Annotated in this window: 15 protein-coding genes and 1 pseudogene; 4 read left to right on the top strand and 12 right to left on the bottom strand. The window is 40.0% G+C overall.

Annotation, left to right across the window (positions count from 1 at the left end; translation table 11 throughout):
- Positions 1-62: 62 nt before the first annotated feature.
- The 9 genes from AC2SLN_RS13245 to AC2SLN_RS13205 form a co-directional block, all read right to left on the bottom strand.
- Positions 63-2,639 (bottom strand): TIR domain-containing protein, encoded by a 2,577-nt coding sequence (locus tag AC2SLN_RS13245; protein ID WP_486549019.1) that lies wholly within the window; start codon positions 2,637-2,639, stop codon positions 63-65.
- Between the two features lie 33 nt (positions 2,640-2,672).
- Positions 2,673-2,852 (bottom strand): hypothetical protein, encoded by a 180-nt coding sequence (locus AC2SLN_RS13240; protein WP_495057384.1) that lies wholly within the window; start codon positions 2,850-2,852, stop codon positions 2,673-2,675.
- Positions 2,834-4,819, bottom strand: coding sequence for a DNA methyltransferase (locus AC2SLN_RS13235; RefSeq protein ID WP_495057383.1), 1,986 nt, complete (start codon positions 4,817-4,819; stop codon positions 2,834-2,836). Before AC2SLN_RS13235 ends, AC2SLN_RS13240 begins: the two co-directional genes overlap by 19 nt.
- A 154-nt stretch (positions 4,820-4,973) precedes the next feature.
- Complete coding sequence (locus tag AC2SLN_RS13230; RefSeq protein WP_495057382.1) at positions 4,974-5,918, bottom strand: ThiF family adenylyltransferase; 945 nt, start codon at positions 5,916-5,918, stop codon at positions 4,974-4,976.
- Entirely contained in the window at positions 5,867-6,100 is a 234-nt protein-coding gene (locus AC2SLN_RS13225; RefSeq protein WP_495057381.1) for a ThiF family adenylyltransferase, read from the bottom strand. Before AC2SLN_RS13225 ends, AC2SLN_RS13230 begins: the two co-directional genes overlap by 52 nt.
- 4 nt (positions 6,101-6,104) lie before the next feature.
- On the bottom strand, positions 6,105-6,929 hold the full coding sequence (locus tag AC2SLN_RS13220; RefSeq protein WP_486549022.1) for a thiazole synthase: 825 nt from the start codon (positions 6,927-6,929) through the stop codon (positions 6,105-6,107).
- 1 nt (position 6,930) lies between these two features.
- A complete protein-coding gene (gene thiS / locus AC2SLN_RS13215) occupies positions 6,931-7,134 on the bottom strand; it encodes a sulfur carrier protein ThiS (RefSeq protein WP_486549023.1) in 204 nt (67 codons plus the stop codon).
- The gene (locus AC2SLN_RS13210; protein ID WP_495057387.1) at positions 7,115-7,525 is read right to left on the bottom strand and encodes an FAD-dependent oxidoreductase; all 411 of its coding nucleotides are present in this window, start codon (positions 7,523-7,525) and stop codon (positions 7,115-7,117) included. The genes thiS and AC2SLN_RS13210 overlap by 20 nt, the downstream gene beginning before the upstream one ends.
- The gene (locus AC2SLN_RS13205; RefSeq protein WP_495057380.1) at positions 7,408-8,145 is read right to left on the bottom strand and encodes an FAD-dependent oxidoreductase; all 738 of its coding nucleotides are present in this window, start codon (positions 8,143-8,145) and stop codon (positions 7,408-7,410) included. Before AC2SLN_RS13205 ends, AC2SLN_RS13210 begins: the two co-directional genes overlap by 118 nt.
- Positions 8,146-9,169: 1,024 nt before the next feature.
- Here AC2SLN_RS13205 and AC2SLN_RS13200 point away from each other — a divergent pair.
- A pseudogene (locus AC2SLN_RS13200) lies at positions 9,170-10,545 on the top strand (lytic murein transglycosylase).
- A 278-nt stretch (positions 10,546-10,823) separates the two neighbouring features.
- Here AC2SLN_RS13200 and AC2SLN_RS13195 read toward each other — a convergent pair.
- From AC2SLN_RS13195 to AC2SLN_RS13185, 3 genes are all read right to left on the bottom strand, one after another.
- Positions 10,824-11,120, bottom strand: coding sequence for a hypothetical protein (locus AC2SLN_RS13195; RefSeq protein WP_486531546.1), 297 nt, complete (start codon positions 11,118-11,120; stop codon positions 10,824-10,826).
- A 288-nt stretch (positions 11,121-11,408) separates the two neighbouring features.
- On the bottom strand, positions 11,409-12,494 hold the full coding sequence (gene murI, locus AC2SLN_RS13190) for a glutamate racemase (protein WP_486549025.1): 1,086 nt from the start codon (positions 12,492-12,494) through the stop codon (positions 11,409-11,411).
- Positions 12,495-12,679: 185 nt separating this feature from the next.
- Positions 12,680-13,297, bottom strand: a complete 618-nt coding sequence (locus tag AC2SLN_RS13185) for a DUF1285 domain-containing protein (protein WP_486549026.1) — start codon at positions 13,295-13,297, stop codon at positions 12,680-12,682.
- A gap of 350 nt (positions 13,298-13,647) precedes the next feature.
- Between AC2SLN_RS13185 and AC2SLN_RS13180 the strand changes: the two genes are divergently transcribed.
- From AC2SLN_RS13180 to AC2SLN_RS13170, 3 genes are all read left to right on the top strand, one after another.
- Complete coding sequence (locus AC2SLN_RS13180; RefSeq protein WP_486549027.1) at positions 13,648-15,315, top strand: electron transfer flavoprotein-ubiquinone oxidoreductase; 1,668 nt, start codon at positions 13,648-13,650, stop codon at positions 15,313-15,315.
- Positions 15,316-16,038: 723 nt separating this feature from the next.
- A complete protein-coding gene (locus AC2SLN_RS13175) occupies positions 16,039-16,299 on the top strand; it encodes a DUF4212 domain-containing protein (RefSeq protein WP_486531542.1) in 261 nt (86 codons plus the stop codon).
- Positions 16,300-16,303: 4 nt separating this feature from the next.
- Entirely contained in the window at positions 16,304-18,172 is a 1,869-nt protein-coding gene (locus tag AC2SLN_RS13170) for a sodium:solute symporter family protein (protein ID WP_486549029.1), read from the top strand.
- The last annotated feature ends 94 nt before the right edge of the window (positions 18,173-18,266 follow it).

Raw genomic sequence — 18,266 nt, 5'->3', positions numbered from 1 at the left:
GCATTAATGATTTGTGTTTGATCGTCTAGATTGGGTTCAAAATTTAGGGTTATCATGGTGGCCTATTCAATCATTTTAAATTTCTGAAAATCTAGTACACTTTTATTTTTCGAAACCTGTTCCAATCTACTCTGTTTATCTAGTGGAATATCTAAGATATCAGAAAGCTGTTGTCTAACTTGATAATCAACTGGAAACATGTAAATATGATGAATTAAAAACTCTTTCATCAATCTAAGACAAACTACATTGTCTTTAAATGCATTTTTCATATTCTTTATGAAGTTGATATCAATTCTTTTCATAAAATGCAAGTCAATTGACAGCTTAATTAAATTATATGCTGGTGTACCTTTATCCTCAGATATTTGCTCGTATATTTCACTTACCTCTTTAACTCCAATCGAATTTGAAATTTTCTGTATAACCATACTAAGTACACTATAAGTTAAAAACAAATATGATTTTTCAGCATACTTTCTAATTACATCATTACTTAGATTAGGATCGTTAGTTACATTCTCAGCAATCAAGTTTACTACTGATTCCTTAGCAGACTCAGATATACCTAAAAAATAGCTTATGAACCTCAAACCTGCATCTATACTAAATACAGCTAATTCACTTAATTCGCTTTTCCTAAGATTATAGTGTCGACTTTTTATAATTTGACCGCTAATCTCTATAGATTTAAATACTCGATTGATATCTGAAAGAATTTCATTAGTCACATCTATTTCATTACTAGCTTCTAAAGCCTCTAATCTATCTAAATCATCATTACGTTTATCTCTCTCCGATTGTATCTCTCTTTGCTCAATTACAAGCTTAGGTATTTCAGATATAAAATCATTTATAAATCTTAGACCTTCTTTATCCAATGTAGCCTCTGTAAGCTTCGAGTACTGACTATTCAAACATCTTTCAATTTTATTTAAAACAACCTTACTATTGCTATGATGAGTAACAAAAATTAAGATATTTGCATAATCTTCTCTATGAAGCTTTTTTATCAAATCATCAATATATTTTTCATACTCTTTATTGTCATTGCAATTATCTGCAACTTTCTTTGCTACAAAAAAATAGTACAAATAAGGATACCTAAAGTCATATCCATTAATATCTTGAGTTAAAATGCCACATTTAACCAGTTTCTCTAAAGTTTCTTTTTGGTTAAAATCTGCAATATACTCATCATTATATTTTGTAAAAAACTTATCAATATCCGTGAGAGCTATAGGTTTCGTTCTAGTAAACGCCCACCAAGCCAACTCTGTTAAAATATTTAAATATAGACCATAATCTTTTGGTTTTATCTTTATTCCTTCTAATGAGTTATAAATCAACTGCTGATAACAATGCCCATATGAAGTAAGCTCAATATCCATTTTTGTTTGAGCTTCAAACATTTGTAAAATCATAATTATATAAATAGGACGTGAGGGTACAATATTTTTCTTAAGTATCTTGTTAATATTATCAGTAATATAGTCAACTTGTTGATAAAGATCACTATCACTAATAGTTGTTTCCTGCCCCAAACTTACCCATCTAGTAATTAGATTGTCTCTTTTCTTATTACCCAATCCCATAATTTTAAGTTTTTTGAACGAGTCGAAAATAGAGTATTCATCTATAATACAGCCATACTCCTCATTAGAAGTCACTATAATCCTTACTCCTAGCTCTTCTATAAACTCTATAAACTTCGTAACAGATTTTTTATTAAATTTGGTCTTATCGAAGTTATCGAGAAGGATTGTGCTTTCTTGTACTCCTAGATCCTCAAATTTCAAATTACTGTATTGCTGATTAATAGCTCTTTGTAGTATTTTTTTATAGTCCGAAATAGCGTTAACCTCTAAACCCAAGTCAATATAAATAACTTTTTGCGTATGAATAAGCTTTTTATAGTAGAACTTAAGTAGAGATGTCTTTCCCATTTGGCTATCACCAAACACTACAAGGTTTTGATTGCTATCAATATAACTTGAAGCGTCTATATTATTGATAAAGTTAGCCGAGGTATTTTCATATTCTTCTAAGTCAGGTGGTATATATATATCTTGAAGTTTTACTATATCTCCTTTTCTATGATTTAACTGTACCTCTGTATCATCCAACCATATAAGTGTCTTTTGGTTTAGAACAGTTTCTTCAGTATTCTCAGAGATTCGAACTTCTTTTTTTTTATCTTTAAAACTCTTTATAGTTTTCTTTAAACCCTCAATCACATCTAGCCATGCTTCATCCTCATTTTGCCATTTAGTAATAGGCACTCCATCTTTTGGAAGACCTTGAAACTCAGAGAAAGGGAGACCTTTCCAATCACAAGGTCTTAAGATAACTGGAATGACAACCGAACTACCTCTATTATGTTGTTCAATAGCTTGTTCAACTTCTTTACTTGAACAATAATCAGAATTATTAAAACTTGCGCTTATTAATAAAAGAATAAGATCTGCATCAGAAATATTACTATTTATTTCATTTTCCCACTTCTGACCAGCTATTATTTCCCTATCATTCCATGCCTCAATAACACCTTGCCGTTTAAGTGATGATAAATGCTCCTCTAAATCTTCTTTTAATTTTTCATCTTTGTGAGCATAACTAATAAATAATTTAATTGTCATCTAATATACCCTTGTTTTTTACAGGTAAAATAACTAAACACACCCAACCACAAGCCCTGTATCTTCTAATTGTAGTAAAGTGTTGGCTTTAATATCATTATCACTAAACGCCCCATCCAAGATAATAACTTTGCTAGGCGCAAGGGCGATAATATCGGCACATTTCTCTATTGTCATATCTCGAATAATGACGACTAAGCCAGCTTGAGGCATTGCGGTCTGCGGTCTGCGGTCTGCGGTCTGCGGTCTGCGGTCTGCGGTCTGCGGTCTGCGGTCTGCGGTCTGCGGTCTGCGGTCTGCGGTCTGCGGTCTGCGGTCTGCGGTCTGCGGTCTGCGGTCTGCGGTCTGCGGTCTGCGGTCTGCGGGAGTGTACCGTCATCATTAGCACTGTCAAGTAATTTAGTCGTAAAACAACCATATCTCTGTTGATTTAACGGTAATATGGGCAAAGTCAACGGATAGCCTTCTTTTAACATCAGTTCAGTAACGATCCCCTCATCTGTAGCATCTTCCACTATCGGGTTAACGTGCTTTTCTAACAATGCGAGCAAGCTTTCGGTATCATTATTTTCGGGCTGTTGCCACGGGATAAAGTTGCTATCGGCAAGTTTGTAGACTTTAAACCCTAAGTCTAGCGTTTTATTCTCGGCAAGGTCCGGATTGTCTACCAATATTTGCTGACCTGCACGGCGGATACGTTCTTTAGATATCTCGCTAATGGTGGGCGGTAAGTTGTTTTTTTGGCAAAACTCGTAAGCGTTTATATTGTCTTTAGGGTCAATGGCTTCAGGAATTTGCACCATGATAAATTTACGCTTACCAGCTTTTTTATTCTCATTATCATCACTTTCTTTTGTCTCTTCGGCATTTAACGCCATTACTGCATGGGCGGTGGTTGATGATCCTGCAAAAAAGTCTAGAATGATGTCATCTGCTTTAATATTTGCAATTTTCATAATACGTTTTAATAGCCTGACTGGCTTTGGACTATCAAATAAACCTTGGTCATCGAATAAGAACTTTAATTCCTGTCGTCCTTCTTGATTATGACCGACTTCTTTATATAGCCATAAAGTAGTAGCAACCATTCCCTCTTTGACTTCATTTAAAAAACGTTTTAAACGAGGTACATTCTTACCTTCAGTTCCAAACCAAATACGATTATCTTCAACTAATTCATTAAACTTATCTTTTGAAACACCCCAGCACCTGCCTTCTGTCGGCTTGATTTTGTTGCCACTTGGTGTAGTTACATAATAATCATATTTTTCGGAATATGTTTTAACGGTTAAATCACTGGCTGTCCAGACACCCCTAATATCATTATCGATATTTTTATATCGCTCATTTGCTTTAGCAGTTCTATCAAGTTTACCTACTTCAAATGTATTAATAGCTTTCGCATATATCAAGATATAATCGTGACTTTCCGATAAATATTTTGCATCATTTTTAGGGGAAAAAGCTCTCTGCCAAACAACTTCCGCTACAAAATTCTCTTCTCCAAATATCTCATCCATCAACAACCGTAAGTTTGCCACTTCATTATCATCGATCGACACAAATATTACCCCGTCATCCCGTAGCAAATTCTTTGCCAATGCTAAGCGCGGGTACATCATATTCAGCCAATTACTGTGATACTGTCCGTTCTCTTTACGGTTTGAGCGCATGCCATCGCTGTGAGTAAGGTTGCCGTCGTCGTCCAGTTGCCCTGCCCGTGCTTGGTACTCAGCTAGGCTTTCGCTATAGTCATCAGGGTAGATAAATCGGTCGTTGCCTGTGTTATACGGTGGGTCGATATATATCATCTTAATACGGTTGTAATAGCTCTTTTGCAGTATCTTAAGCACCGCTAAGTTATCACCTTCAATGAACAAATTATCCGTCTTATCGAAGTCTACTGACTCGTCAGGCTGAGGTAATAATGTTTGACTGGTTGAGGTCTTAAGCTCACGGTAAACGTGGTGCTTGCCTGCCCAGTTTAGCCCATACGCTTCAAAACTGGGCGCAAGCACATTCTCGCCCAGTACAGCTTTTAATGTCTCAACGTTGAGCTTACCTTCGCTAAAGGCTTCGGGGATAAGCTGTTGTAGCTTTTGCTTAAGTAGATCGTCAGGGGTTTGACTGAAAGGCGAGAGATTTCTTTTGTCTATATTATCTGAGGTATAATTAGCCATAGTTATCCATAGGTAGAACAGTAGTATCTTGTTTATAATTACATTAAGTAAAAGTTAGGATAATATGACAGCAGCCATATAGCAATGAGGAAGAATTAAATTGAGGAAACAAACTAAACTTTACGACATTGGCTGCCGTAAGACCAAAAAACCATCACAACCAAACCGCCACGTTATCAAAGCCCGATTGTAAGGAGCTATCCGCCACCATTAACGCCCGCTGACCACTCATACAAGTAAATACCAAGCGTTTATCTTTAGGGAGTTGTTTTAGCTGTTCTGGGTGCATGAGCACCTCACTTACTGGCAAATGCTGATGGCAAAACTTAGGCGACTGTTCAACTTCAGCAAGGCTACGCACATCAACTACCCAGTCTTGACTGCTCTGCTTATTATGATGTTTGTTTTGCGATTTATGAATGTCCGCTTCAGCAATAATATGCACATAATTATCAGGCTCTGGCGCACCAGTAAAATCAATAATAGTTTGGCGATAGCGCCATAAATCCATACTTAATAGCCGCCCTGCAAACTGTTGCTCATCGCCTAAAATGACCTTTATGACTTCTTGCGCTTGTAGCGTTCCCATAATGCCTGCTGCCGTACCAATTACGCCGACACTGTTACAATCTTGACCAACAGGGGGTGGATTAGGAAACACCGCTCGCATACTTGGGCAAGCCGAGCCCTCGCTTTTAGATGAATTCAATACAGTTGATGGCAAGGTTGAATGGCAAAACACACCCACATAACCTGTTACACCCATAACCGAGGCTGATATTAATGGTTTGCTATGCTGTATGCAGTAATCACTGAGCATATAGCTTATGGCAAAGTTGTCTGTTGCATCCACTATTATTTCGGCATCTGATAATAATGCTGTCATATTATCCGCATTAATTCTTTGCGCATGTTTAACAACATCAATGTCACTATTTAGCTCTGTCAGGGTGCGATGAGCAGCATCAACCTTTAATAGTCCTACATCACTTTCACGATACAACACTTGACGATGTAAGTTGGTTAAGCTAACGCTATCATGATCAATCAAGGTAAGCCTGCCCACGCCTGCCCCCGCCAAAAAATGCTGGCGGGACAACCCAGGCCGCCCATACCGACAATAGCCACATGGCTTGTTATCAGCTTTGTTTGCCCTTGTGTGCCTAGTTGCGATACCATCATTTGACGTTGGTACCGCTCTAAGTTATCAGCAATATTGACACTATTTTTTACGCCATTTAAAATTGGGCTATCGGGCTTGAGCTGAGGGGCAATACTCATAACTTTATTCTTCAAACTGATTAAACCAAAATGGCGTACCAATAATGGGGGTAGAAGGACTTGCCATATCGCGAGGCAAAATTGGTGTTGATTGGTAAGCCTGCCTGCCTGCTGTGATTGCACTGGCAAAGGCAGTTGCCATGGTAATGGGATTACCAGATTTAGCCACTGCTGTATTGAGCAGAACGGCATCATAGCCCATTTCCATCGCTTGGCAAGCTTGAGAGGGCAAGCCAATACCGGCATCAATAATTAAAGGGACATCTGGGAAATACGACCGCAAAGTCTGCAAAGCTTTGGGGTTTTGTAGGCCTTGACCACTACCAATCGGAGCACCCCATGGCATGAGCACCTCACACCCAGCTTGTAATAACTTTTCTGCCACGATTAAATCGTCAGTGGTGTAAGGGAGCACTTGAAAGCCGTCATCGCTGAGTATTTTCGCGGCCTCAACTAAGGCAAAAACATTGGGCTGCAAGGTATCTTCATTGCCAATCAGCTCGAGCTTAATACGCGGGGTATCAAATAGCTCACGTGCCATATGTGCCGTGGTTACCGCTTCTTGCACAGTACGACAGCCTGCCGTGTTTGGCAAGATATGGGCATTTGTTTGTTTTATGAGGTTCCAAAACTGTTGCCCTGCTCCGTCGGCACCCGCTTCTCGTCTGACCGATACTGTAATCATCTGAGTACCAGACATGGCAATGGCATCGCTGAGTATTTTAGGTGAGGGGTATTGCGCCGTACCCAATAATAGACGGCTGTCTAAACTAAGGTCATACAGCTTTAATACATCGTTTTCTGCGTCAGCTTGACCATTGACTTGCATGCTAACCTCCCTGCATGGGTGCAACAACTTCGACTTGGTCGCCGTCACTAATAGGCTGGCACTCTCGAGTTGCTTTGGCGACAAATTTGCCATTAACTGCCGTAGCAACATGGCTGTTTGCCTCAAAACCTTGCTCCAATAACACCTCTAGCAGTGTGTTGGCTTCGGTTTGAATGGGTGTTCCGTTAAATTGAATAGTCATCATAAATTAAAGGGCTTTTTTGTTGGTAAATGATAAAATCGCTAACAATTTTGGCGAAGGCTGGAGACAGCAAGTACCCGTGGCGATACATACCATTAACCAGCAAATGCCTACCTTGTTTTATAATTTTTGGTAGATTGTCAGGATAGGCAGGACGGACATCAACGCCAATCTCAACAATTTCCGACTGTGAAAATGCAGGGTTTACCGCATAAACTGCTGACAACAGCTCCAAAACCGACCTCACTGAGGCACGCTCCCGTGAAGCACTTTCAATCATAGTTGCACCCAACATGAACTGACTGTTAGCACGGGGCACAAGATAAATTGGGATACGAGGGTGCAGTAAGCGCACAGGGCGAGATAATTCAAGCTCTGGGTTATACAGATGCAACATCTCTCCGCGTACGCCTCGTAAGTCAGGCAAATATCGGAACGTGCACTATAACCTCGACAGTCCAGCAACCAGCCTCCCTGCTGATTTGCTTTTTTAGCCAGCTCTTTTATCTCCGTATCACTAAGCGTAGTATCTGCTATCACTTCAGCATTAGCCTTGATTTTTCTCCACAGCGCACGTAACACTTGCCGCGGCTCAATATGTGCTTCGGTTGGATAAAACAGCGCATCACGATGTTGATGTAATATAGGCTCTAAACTATGAAGCTCATTGGCATCTATCTTTCGCCACTGCTCGGTACGCTGTGCAAAGTGAGTCAGCATATTTTGATCACGGTTTGGCGAAATAACCAGCGTTCCATTTGCGGCGTAGTCGCAGCCCTCATTATTCTCACAAAATGACTGCCAGTACTGCATCGAAACATCAGATAACTCGCCAACCAACGGCTCAGCTGATTCCATTTCACAATAAGGAGCAAGCATACCACCTGCCCACCACGAGCATAAACTCTCATCCACACCTTTACTGGCTGTGATAACGCTTACCTCTTGTCCAGCATCGATCAGCATATCAGCACAAGTTAATCCGGCGACGCCTGTTCCTATTATTGTAATCATCTTATTTTATACTTTTAGGTTATATGCCCAGCCCATTTTGAGTATTGGCAACAATGACTTTTGTTAGGCTCATTTCAATGAATCACGAGCAGGTAAACTGCTATTTTCATGACGTCATCCTATCTCGCATAATGCCACAATCATAACTCAACACTTTTTTATATCATGGTTTTTCATATCATAGTTCTTCACAGTATGGTTTTTCACAGCATGGTTAAATCGAGAGCTATAATAAAAAGTTTAACTACGAATAAAATGTATCATAGTATGGCCTAAATCCTACTGGCTAAATAATGCTGCTTAAAGGACTACTAACTATGAAAGATTAAACATTTAGATTATAGCACGGTCATTGGAGCTGGTTACGTGGCATGGCCATGATGAAGTAGTCCACCTGCCCTATTTTGACGATATTGATTTTTAGTAAGGCTTACCTACATTTATTTGATAGCTGATTTAATAATTCGATAACTTATTTCATAAAAAACCATCTGCGATCAGCAAGAAAGTCAAACTACTGACATCAGCCTGTTATTGCTCATCTCACACTTAACCTATTGCCACGTCATATTATCGTAACCAAATCGATCGTTCGCTTTTATTTATAAGTCAATTTGGTTACCCTTATCTATTTGGCTTTAACTCAGATATTTAGTTTAGCAGTTGGATCTTAGTTACTAGTTATTAGCTCTTAATGATTCATATTGTGACTGATATTTATATTGTGGCTATTTTAAAGATGTCAACTTACAATATTCTCATTAGCACAACTTGAGAAATAATCAGACCGTTTGAACCAGTATACGTTTTAAAACGTAATAATGAGTTAAAAAGGGTATGAACTGCGTTGCCCTTTACTCAAACAATGACCCAGACAATAACACCCGCTTTATTACCTATATTGCAATGTTCGTAAACTTCATAATAATTAACTTATAACAGACAACTTATAACAGACAAAAGGACACTCATCATGCAACACGCAAAGACCTACTGTGTTTTAACTGCTGCCATTGGCTTTTCAATGGTTGCCACCTGTGCTCATGCCGGCAGACCTCCCGCTCAAAATTTATCAAACGCACATTTTCAGCAGTGTTTAGACGGACTAAAAGGGTCTAGCCAGTTTCGAGGAGTTGATAGCTTTACCTTTAATACCTACCGCCCAACTGAACCTGATCCTAGTGTTATCCAGTCCCTCAATTACCAACCAGAATTCCAAAAAGACGTGTGGGATTACTTGTCCGTTTTAGTAGATAAGGAAAGAGTTGAAGATGGCATTCGTGCTAAGCATGAAATGGCAGACACCTTGCGACGCATTGAGTCACGTTATGGCGTTAAGGCCGAACATGTTTTAGGCGTATGGGGTGTCGAATCAAACTTCGGGCAAACTTTGGGCAAAAATGACTTATTCAAATCTCTAGCTACATTATCTTGCTTTGACCGTCGCCAAACATACTTCCGTGGCGAATTCGCCAATGCGCTAAAAATCGTTCAAAATGGGGATATCGCCCCAAGCGACATGACAGGTTCTTGGGCAGGGGCATTTGGACAAACTCAGTTTATGCCCGGTACATTTTTAGATTTAGCAGTAGACTTTGATGGAGATGGTCGCCGAGATTTAGTAAATAGTAAGCCAGATGCGCTGGCATCCACGGCCAACTTCCTCAAAAAACGCGGATACCGTACTGGCGAACCTTGGGGTTACGAGGTTAAAAATGCCATCAGGTTTTTGGGGTTCAAATAGCCGTAAAGACAAAAAATCAATGAGCTACTGGCGTGACAAAGGTTTTACACTTGCAGATGGCCGCCCTCTACCTTACGACTTAGATCGTGCAGGTTTGTTATTGCCTGCAGGTATGGATGGTCCTGCGTTTTTAGTGGGTAAAAACTTTGATACGTTTTATTCTTACAATGCGTCTGAAAACTATGCGTTAGCGATTGCGCATTTGTCAGACTTAATTGCTAAAGAAGACAGCAGCAAGACTGACTTTGTTACCGCTTGGCCAACTGATGACCCTGGTATTAGCCGTCGCCAAGCTAAAGAAATTCAGCAGGCGCTTTTAAATGCAGGCTACGATATAGGTGATGTAGATGGCATTATTGGCGACAACACGCGTACCGCTATCCAGCAATATCAGACCAGTAAGGGCGTATTCCCAGCTAACGGGCATGCCGGTCAAAAATTCTATCAGTTGATTATGGGTAATCAAGGGCAAAACAGCAATCGACCTTATCAACAGCCAATGCAGTCACAGCAGCAAACCTACAATCCGCAAAACTCGCAGATTAGTCAGTCAAATGACCAGCATTGCCCAGCTTATCGAAAAGCAAGATGGTTATCGCCGTGTGGCTGATGCCAATGGCAACGTTCGTTTGGTTCGTATTGATAATGGTAAATAATCCTAAAACATACTTAATTTCATATTAGGGGCGGTATAGTCTGTAAGCTTTATGCTATAAATGATTCACATATAGCCAAAGGCAAGATAAAGAGTGACGATGTCGATCTCCTAGATATACTATATGTATCATCTAGGGTTGGTCGCCGCGTACCTTATTTAATTGCCTCAGAATACACCTCTTACTATAGCGGGTTTAAATAGTAAAAAATAATAAAGCCATGCAATATGCATGGCTTTATTATTTTAGGGTTTATATTTACACATTAAATAGAAATTTTAGACGATAGGCGGTGGGTTTGGCTTTCCGTTTTCTCCATCCCATTTTTCTTGCGCTTTTTTATCTAAGTCGGCAGGGGATTTTGGCTCCCATTTACCATTTTCTTTCCAAGTTTCATCTCCCCAGTCATCCTCTTTATCGTCGTCCCACTTTTTATAGGCCTCTTTAGGATCGATACCGCGGCGCTTCATATCTGCTATCTGCTCTTCTAATGTATGAGGTTTATCTGCCTCATGCATTGTCTCTTCAAGTTTATTTAATTCAACTTTCAACTTATCATCTTTAGGGTTGCTCATGTTGTTTTCCTCAAAATAGAACACAATGATTAATTTTTTATATCTAACACTTCGACCATTTAGCCGTAATCAAAATAGCAGTATAAATAATTTTAGAGTTTAAAAAAAAACTATTCAAATTGGAATGTTTGCCTCTCTTTCGTTGATATTGACTGATATACAATATACATTGCTATATCTAAGTCTGTATTCAATATTAAAGTCTACTGGATGATATTAGCCTTCACAATCTGAACACGTATACTTTATATTAATGATTTGTATATCCAGCATAAACCCCAAACAACACTATAAAAACTGACCGCCTACTAACCGTTTAACCATTAGCGAAGTAGCAGCAAGATCACCTTTTATAGATGTCGTAACAAATGCCAACTTGGCACTAGCAGGTATCTTACCCCTTATTTTTGAGTCATCTATTATCTTTGAGGCCTCTATATTTGAGCCATCGCTACTATCTACAATACCAATATAAAGATCATCATAAAGCTGATCTAATGAGCAGTTAGATTTATGAGTAGAAACCAGAGGAGTATTAGAAGGCTGACTAGAGCATTTAGCAAACATTTGCCTTTCTGACAATATCTCTTTGACACGACTGGCAATGGCCGCTCCAGAATCGACAATAGATATCCCAAGGTTATGAGCGGCGACCTCTTCCATAATAAATTCTTGAAAAAAAGGATAGTGGGTACACCCTAACACTAAATGATCGACTTGTTGTCGAGAAAACTCATGCAACTGTGCTTTAAGCTCATGAGCAGCATCACTGTCTACCCGCATGCCCGACTCAACCCAGGGCACAAGGTTTGGATTAAAACATTTAATGACATTTACTTTAGCGGGCATGGCGTAATCTCTAATAACATCATTAAGTAAAGCACCTTCAAGGGTCGCTTTAGTGGCTAAAACCGCCACATTTTTACTTTTACTGTTCAGCACCGCTGGCTTTAATGCAGGTACTAGTCCCACAATGGGTAGATCAGGATATCTGCTACGAATCACGTCCAATGCATGGGCAGACGCACTATTACAAGCGATAACAATTAATTTGCATCCGGCAGCTACCAGCCAATCGACTGCAGTGACAGTCAAATGTGTTATTTCTTCACTTGAGCGCGCGCCATAAGGTACATTGAGCAAATCAGCATAATAAATATAGGACTCATTTGGCAACACCTGTTTTAGATGCGTATATACCGACAAGCCACCCACTCCTGAATCAAATAAACCTATGGGTGCTTCACTCGAATCTATACTTAAAGCACTCGGGGCTAGACTGACAGCACGATCCTCTACCAACTGCTTATCATTTTGATCGATATCATAATGACCGGAAGGCGTGATTGATTTAGTCGATGTCTTTCCTAACATTAAGGCTGTCTCACTGTCACAAAACCTAATTTAATTTGAATTTTTGGCCGACTACTCAAGGTAATTTTTTGAATTCCTATTTTTAAAGACCTGTTTTTAAAAAACTGTATAAAGGAATTTAGAGTTCACAGTTACCTTGAGTAGGTCAAGGTGCTCTACGATATGAGACTCTATAATATCACCAACTAACTAGGAACCGATATCTCGTATTTTTTGCCACCACTTTGCAAGGTCAGCGCGGTTCTACCTTTTTGCTCACTAAGCTCGCCTAATTTAATAAGATGCATTAACACATTACGTGATATAAGTGCTTTCATACCAAAGCGCACCTCAATATAAGGTCTGTCCTCGCCTTGATAGGTAATCATTTCAAGCGGGTGGTCGTCATCTAGATACACGATATCGCCCGTACTGGTTATAAACTCAATCATTTGAACCTCATTTTTTTCAACAACATTCACTTGGTTGACTAAAAACGGGACATCTTCTACGGTAATACGAATTTTTTCAACGGGAGTTTTAAGATAATACTCAGTCGATTTGCCACTATCTTCAGAATGTTCAGGCCATAGGACGGTCGAGAATAAATCTATTAATGATTGCCGAGTAATTCTACTACCCTCATGCCACCATTCCCCATTTGCTTTAATGATCAAATCCATGTTACCGCAGTTTTCAGGGTGCCACTTATCTAATGGCGGAATAGCTCGACCACGGCGCTCGCTAGTCTCTTGTTTAATATATTCGGAAATTGAGTCTAAACTAAGGTTAGACATCGGTGGTTTTGACTTAGAGTTTGTCATTGCTATTATCTCCTGATGTGAATTCTGCATAAACTTGGGAAAACAGACGACTTTTACTACTTTATCACGGCCTAGTCACAAATCGTGTCGTCTTTATCCAACTTTTATTTTATAATAGGTAACTAACTGCAAGCCTTTTTTTATATTAAGTTCTATATTTAAGCCAGCTAATGTCATGATAAGTGTTGTTCATATCTGTCTGATGATAGTTGCTACTATTACTTATTTCCACTATTAGATATATTTTAATAGCGTCATACTAAATTTTTGCTAGCAAGAAATTAACATAATTTACGACCACTTATTAGCTGTGGTCGTGGCATTATTGAGCCAGCTATAAGGAGTCTGAAATGCAAGATGAACAGGTAGAACGTGAATCAATGGAGTTTGATGTTGTCATTGTTGGGGGTGGCCCCGCTGGACTTTCAGCAGCCATTCGGCTTCGTCAACTTGCTCTTGAAGCTGGCAACGACGAATTTATGGTCTGTGTGGTCGAAAAAGGCTCCGAATTTGGTGCGCATACGTTATCGGGCGCCGTTATTGAGCCACGTGCACTTAATGAGCTTATCCCTGATTGGAAAGAAAAAGGGGCACCACTTAATGTACCTGCTACAGAAGACCGTATTTATTATTTAAACTCTGCTACCCGCTCAATGAAGGTTCCTGATGCCTTTGTTCCTAAGCCTATGCATAACCATGGTAACTACATCGTGTCATTAGGTAACGTGGTGCGCTGGCTTGCTGAACAAGCAGAAGAGCTTGAGGTCATGATGTTCCCAGGCTTTAGTGCGTCAGATATCTTATACAAAGATGATGGTTCCGTACGTGGTGTATTAACAGGCGATATGGGGGTGGCTGCAGATGGGTCACATAAGCCAAGTTATGAGCCAGGCTATGAGCTATTGGCTAAATATACTATCTTTGCAGAAGGTTGTCGTGGTCATCTAGGCAAGCGTTTAATCAGCCGCTTTGCTTTAGATAAAGACAGTGATCCACAGCATTATGGTATTGGCTTAAAAGAGCTTTGGGAAGTTGACCCAAGCAAACATGAGCAAGGTGTTGTCATGCATGGCCTTGGTTGGCCATTAACTGAAACAGGCTCTACGGGAGGTTGGTGGTTATACCACGATGAGAACAACCAAGTCAGTTTCGGTTTGGTTGTCGATTTATCCTATCACAATCCTTATGTTTCGCCGTTTGACGAAATGCAGCGCTTAAAAACTCATCCCGTTATTAGACAAGTGTTAGAAGGCGGAAAGCGTATCTCTTATGGCGCACGTGCGCTCACTAAAGGCGGTCTAAACTCACTACCTAAGCTGACCTTCCCAGGTGGTGTATTGGTAGGGGATGATGCTGGATTCTTAAATTCTGCTAAAATCAAAGGCACCCACACCTCAATGAAATCAGGTATGTTAGCTGCTGAAGCGATTTTTTCAGCACTACAGGCTGGCCGTCAGCATGATGAAGTTGAAAGCTATAGTAAACTTTATAAAGAGTCATGGTTATATGAAGACAATAAGTCTGCCCGTAACTTCTCCCCTGCTATCCACCGTATGGGGCTATTTATGGGAGGCGCATTTACTTTTATCGAGCACAACTTGCTTGGTGGCAAAATGCCACTAACCCTTCATGACAATACGCCAGATTATGACGCTTTAGACAAAGCCAGCCAAACGTATCAACCAAATTACCCAAAACCAGATGGTAAATTAACTTTTGATAAGCTATCTTCAGTGTTTGTCTCTAATACTAACCATGCTGAAGATCAGCCCAACCATTTGAAGCTGACAGATCCAACTGTGCCAATTAGTGTCAACTTACCTATCTATGCTGAGCCTGCTCAACGCTATTGCCCTGCAGGTGTATATGAGGTAGTAAAAGATGCAGAAGGTGCTAAGTTTGTGATTAATGCCCAGAATTGTGTGCATTGTAAAACCTGTGATATTAAAGACCCTTCTCAAAACATAACTTGGGTAACCCCTGAAGGCGGTGGCGGCCCTAACTATCCAAATATGTAATGGTTTTGATTAACCTAGCTCATTAGTTACAAACCCTCCTGCTCTATTGATAAGCTGACCCCCATAAGTTGGACACGACTTATGGGGGTCAGCTCCTTTAGGGCTTTAGGGAGACTTTTTATTATTTAGATCCAACTATAGTCAAAGAAGTCTAAAATGGTTACAAGGCAACCGAGTGCAAGTACTACTAGGAGTAGGCTTAACGAGGTTAACGCCGTAACCGTTTAGTAGTTCGCTGACTATACTGAATATTAACTTATACCCTCATACTATTTGATAATTTTATAGTTCATATAATTAAAAAGTAAAATAAAATAAAAAAATTATGAGGTAAGCGTATGGTTGTTATGAACAAAATAAATCGACGTTTTTAGACATATATAATATGTATATATATTTACTTGTAAAACCACGAAAATAATGGGGGATTGTAAATAAAATCTAGATCAAAACAAAACCCTAGAAATACTAAAAAAGAACCTTTTATAAATTTACCTTTAATATCAATAGTTAAGTCTAATTGATTAAATTTCTGGTAGTGTTTGATTTGTTCCTTGCTATCATTTAATTGCGACTGTAAACTACAGTATGTATTGAAAAAATACTAAAAGTTACATTGCCGATGTTTTAAGTATAAAAACCTTAACATTGGATTACTAATTGTAAACATATGGTTTTAAATTTTGCTTGTCACCCATTTACATGACAAAAGGAGTTTGTCTCATGAGTAATTCTCGTGATGCCTCAGGCTATTGGAAAGCCAATGTGCGTCTTATCTTAATATGTTTAACCGTATGGGCCATCGTACCTTACGGATTTGCAATATTATTCCGACCTCTACTCGCCGGTATCCAGTTTGCTGGAGTTGACCTTGGTTTTTGGTTTGCCCAGCAAGGTTCAATTGCAACCTTTATGGCTATCATCTTTTTCTACGCTTGGCGAATGAACAAGCTAGATAAGCAATTTGGCGTAGAAGAGGAATAGCCGCATGAGTCAGTTTTTAATTAATATTTTGTTCGTTGGTGCGTCATTTGTACTTTACTTCGGTATTGCCATTTGGGCTCGTGCTGGATCAACTAAAGAGTTTTATGTCGCTGGTGGTGGTGTCCATCCTATCGTAAATGGTATGGCTACCGGTGCTGACTGGATGAGTGCCGCATCCTTCATCTCAATGGCAGGCTTGCTCGCTGCTGGTGGTTATGGTGCATCTACTTACCTAATGGGTTGGACGGGCGGCTATGTACTACTTGCTCTGCTACTGGCACCTTATTTACGTAAATTTGGTAAATTCACAGTACCTGACTTTATTGGCGATCGATTCTACTCGAAAACCGCAGCGCTTGTTGCAGTTGTATGTTTGATTGTGGCATCTACTACATATGTTATAGGTCAAATGACGGGAGCAGGCGTTGCTTTCTCACGCTTTTTAGAAGTTGACAATACCACCGGCCTGATTATTGCTGCCGTTGTTGTATTTTTCTATGCAGTACTGGGTGGTATGAAAGGTATTACCTATACACAGGTCGCACAGTATGTGGTACTAATTATTGCTTATACTGTCCCTGCTGTATTCATATCCCTTGAGTTAACCGGCAATCCGATTCCAGGTTTAGGTATGTTCTCAACGCATACTGAATCAGGGCTTCCTTTACTGGCTAAGCTTGATCAAGTCGTTCAAGAATTAGGTTTCACAGCTTATACGGCTGACGTTCCTAATAAATTAAACATGGTTCTGTTTACCTTATCTCTAATGATTGGTACAGCTGGTCTGCCTCACGTTATCATCCGTTTCTTCACTGTCCCTAAAGTAGCTGACGCTCGTTGGTCTGCAGGTTGGGCACTCGTGTTTATTGCCCTATTATACTTTACTGCACCAGCTGTAGGGTCTATGGCTCGTTTAAACCTTATCGATACGGTCTATCCTAACGGTACTGCTGAAGCGCCACTTCCCTATGACCAGCGTCCAAGCTGGATGCAAACTTGGGAAGAGACGGGTCTAATTAAGTACAACGACTTTAACGGCGATGGCCGTATTCAGATGTATAACGATGGTGGACTTCGTGAAGCACAGTTGGCGTTGGCTGCTGCTGAAACTGATGGTGGCGATGTTGCTGCTGCTCAAGCCGCTGTTGAAGCTGCTAAAGTTGCTCAAGGCGAAATACTTGATGGTAAGTTTAATAATGCTGGATGGGAAGGAAATGAGCTTGATGTAAACAAAGACATCATGGTACTTGCTAATCCAGAAATTGCACAGCTTCCACCATGGGTTATCGGCCTTATTGCAGCGGGTGGTCTTGCCGCAGCGTTATCTACCGCAGCAGGTCTATTACTGGCAATATCTTCAGCCATTAGTCATGATTTAATTAAGCGTAATCTTAATCCTAACATCTCAGATAAAGGCGAGTTATTGGCTGCGCGTATCTCGATGGCCGTGGCCATTGTTATCGCAACGTATCTTGGCTTAAATCCACCAGGTTTCGCGGCTCAGGTTGTTGCTTTAGCCTTTGGTATCGCAGGTGCATCACTATTCCCAGCCTTAATGATGGGTATATTTTCAAAGCGTATCAACAGCATTGGGGCTATCGCAGGTATGCTCGCTGGTTTAATTACTACCCTTGTTTACATCTTTGTATTCAAAGGCTGGTTCTTTGTCAGTGGCACAGCGAACTTCCCTGATACTGCTGAATACTGGTTATTAGGTATCTCGCCACTATCATTTGGTGCTATTGGAGCATTGATTAACTTTGTGATAGCATTTGCTGTATCTTCAGTGACTGCGCCTCCTCCTGCTCATATTCAAGAGCTCGTGGAAAGCGTGCGTACGCCTCATGGTGCTGGCGGTGCGGTTGATCACTAACCGTTAAGTTATTCACAGTTTGTTTATTAATGAATAAGCCAGAAATTCTGGCTTATTTTTTTTCAAACCTAGGCTCTATTGAATAGACTCAACT

This window comes from Psychrobacter sp. CX90, from assembly GCF_057396305.2.
The sequence above is the reverse complement of the archived record's forward strand: the minus strand, read 5'-3'. Positions and strand labels throughout refer to the sequence as shown.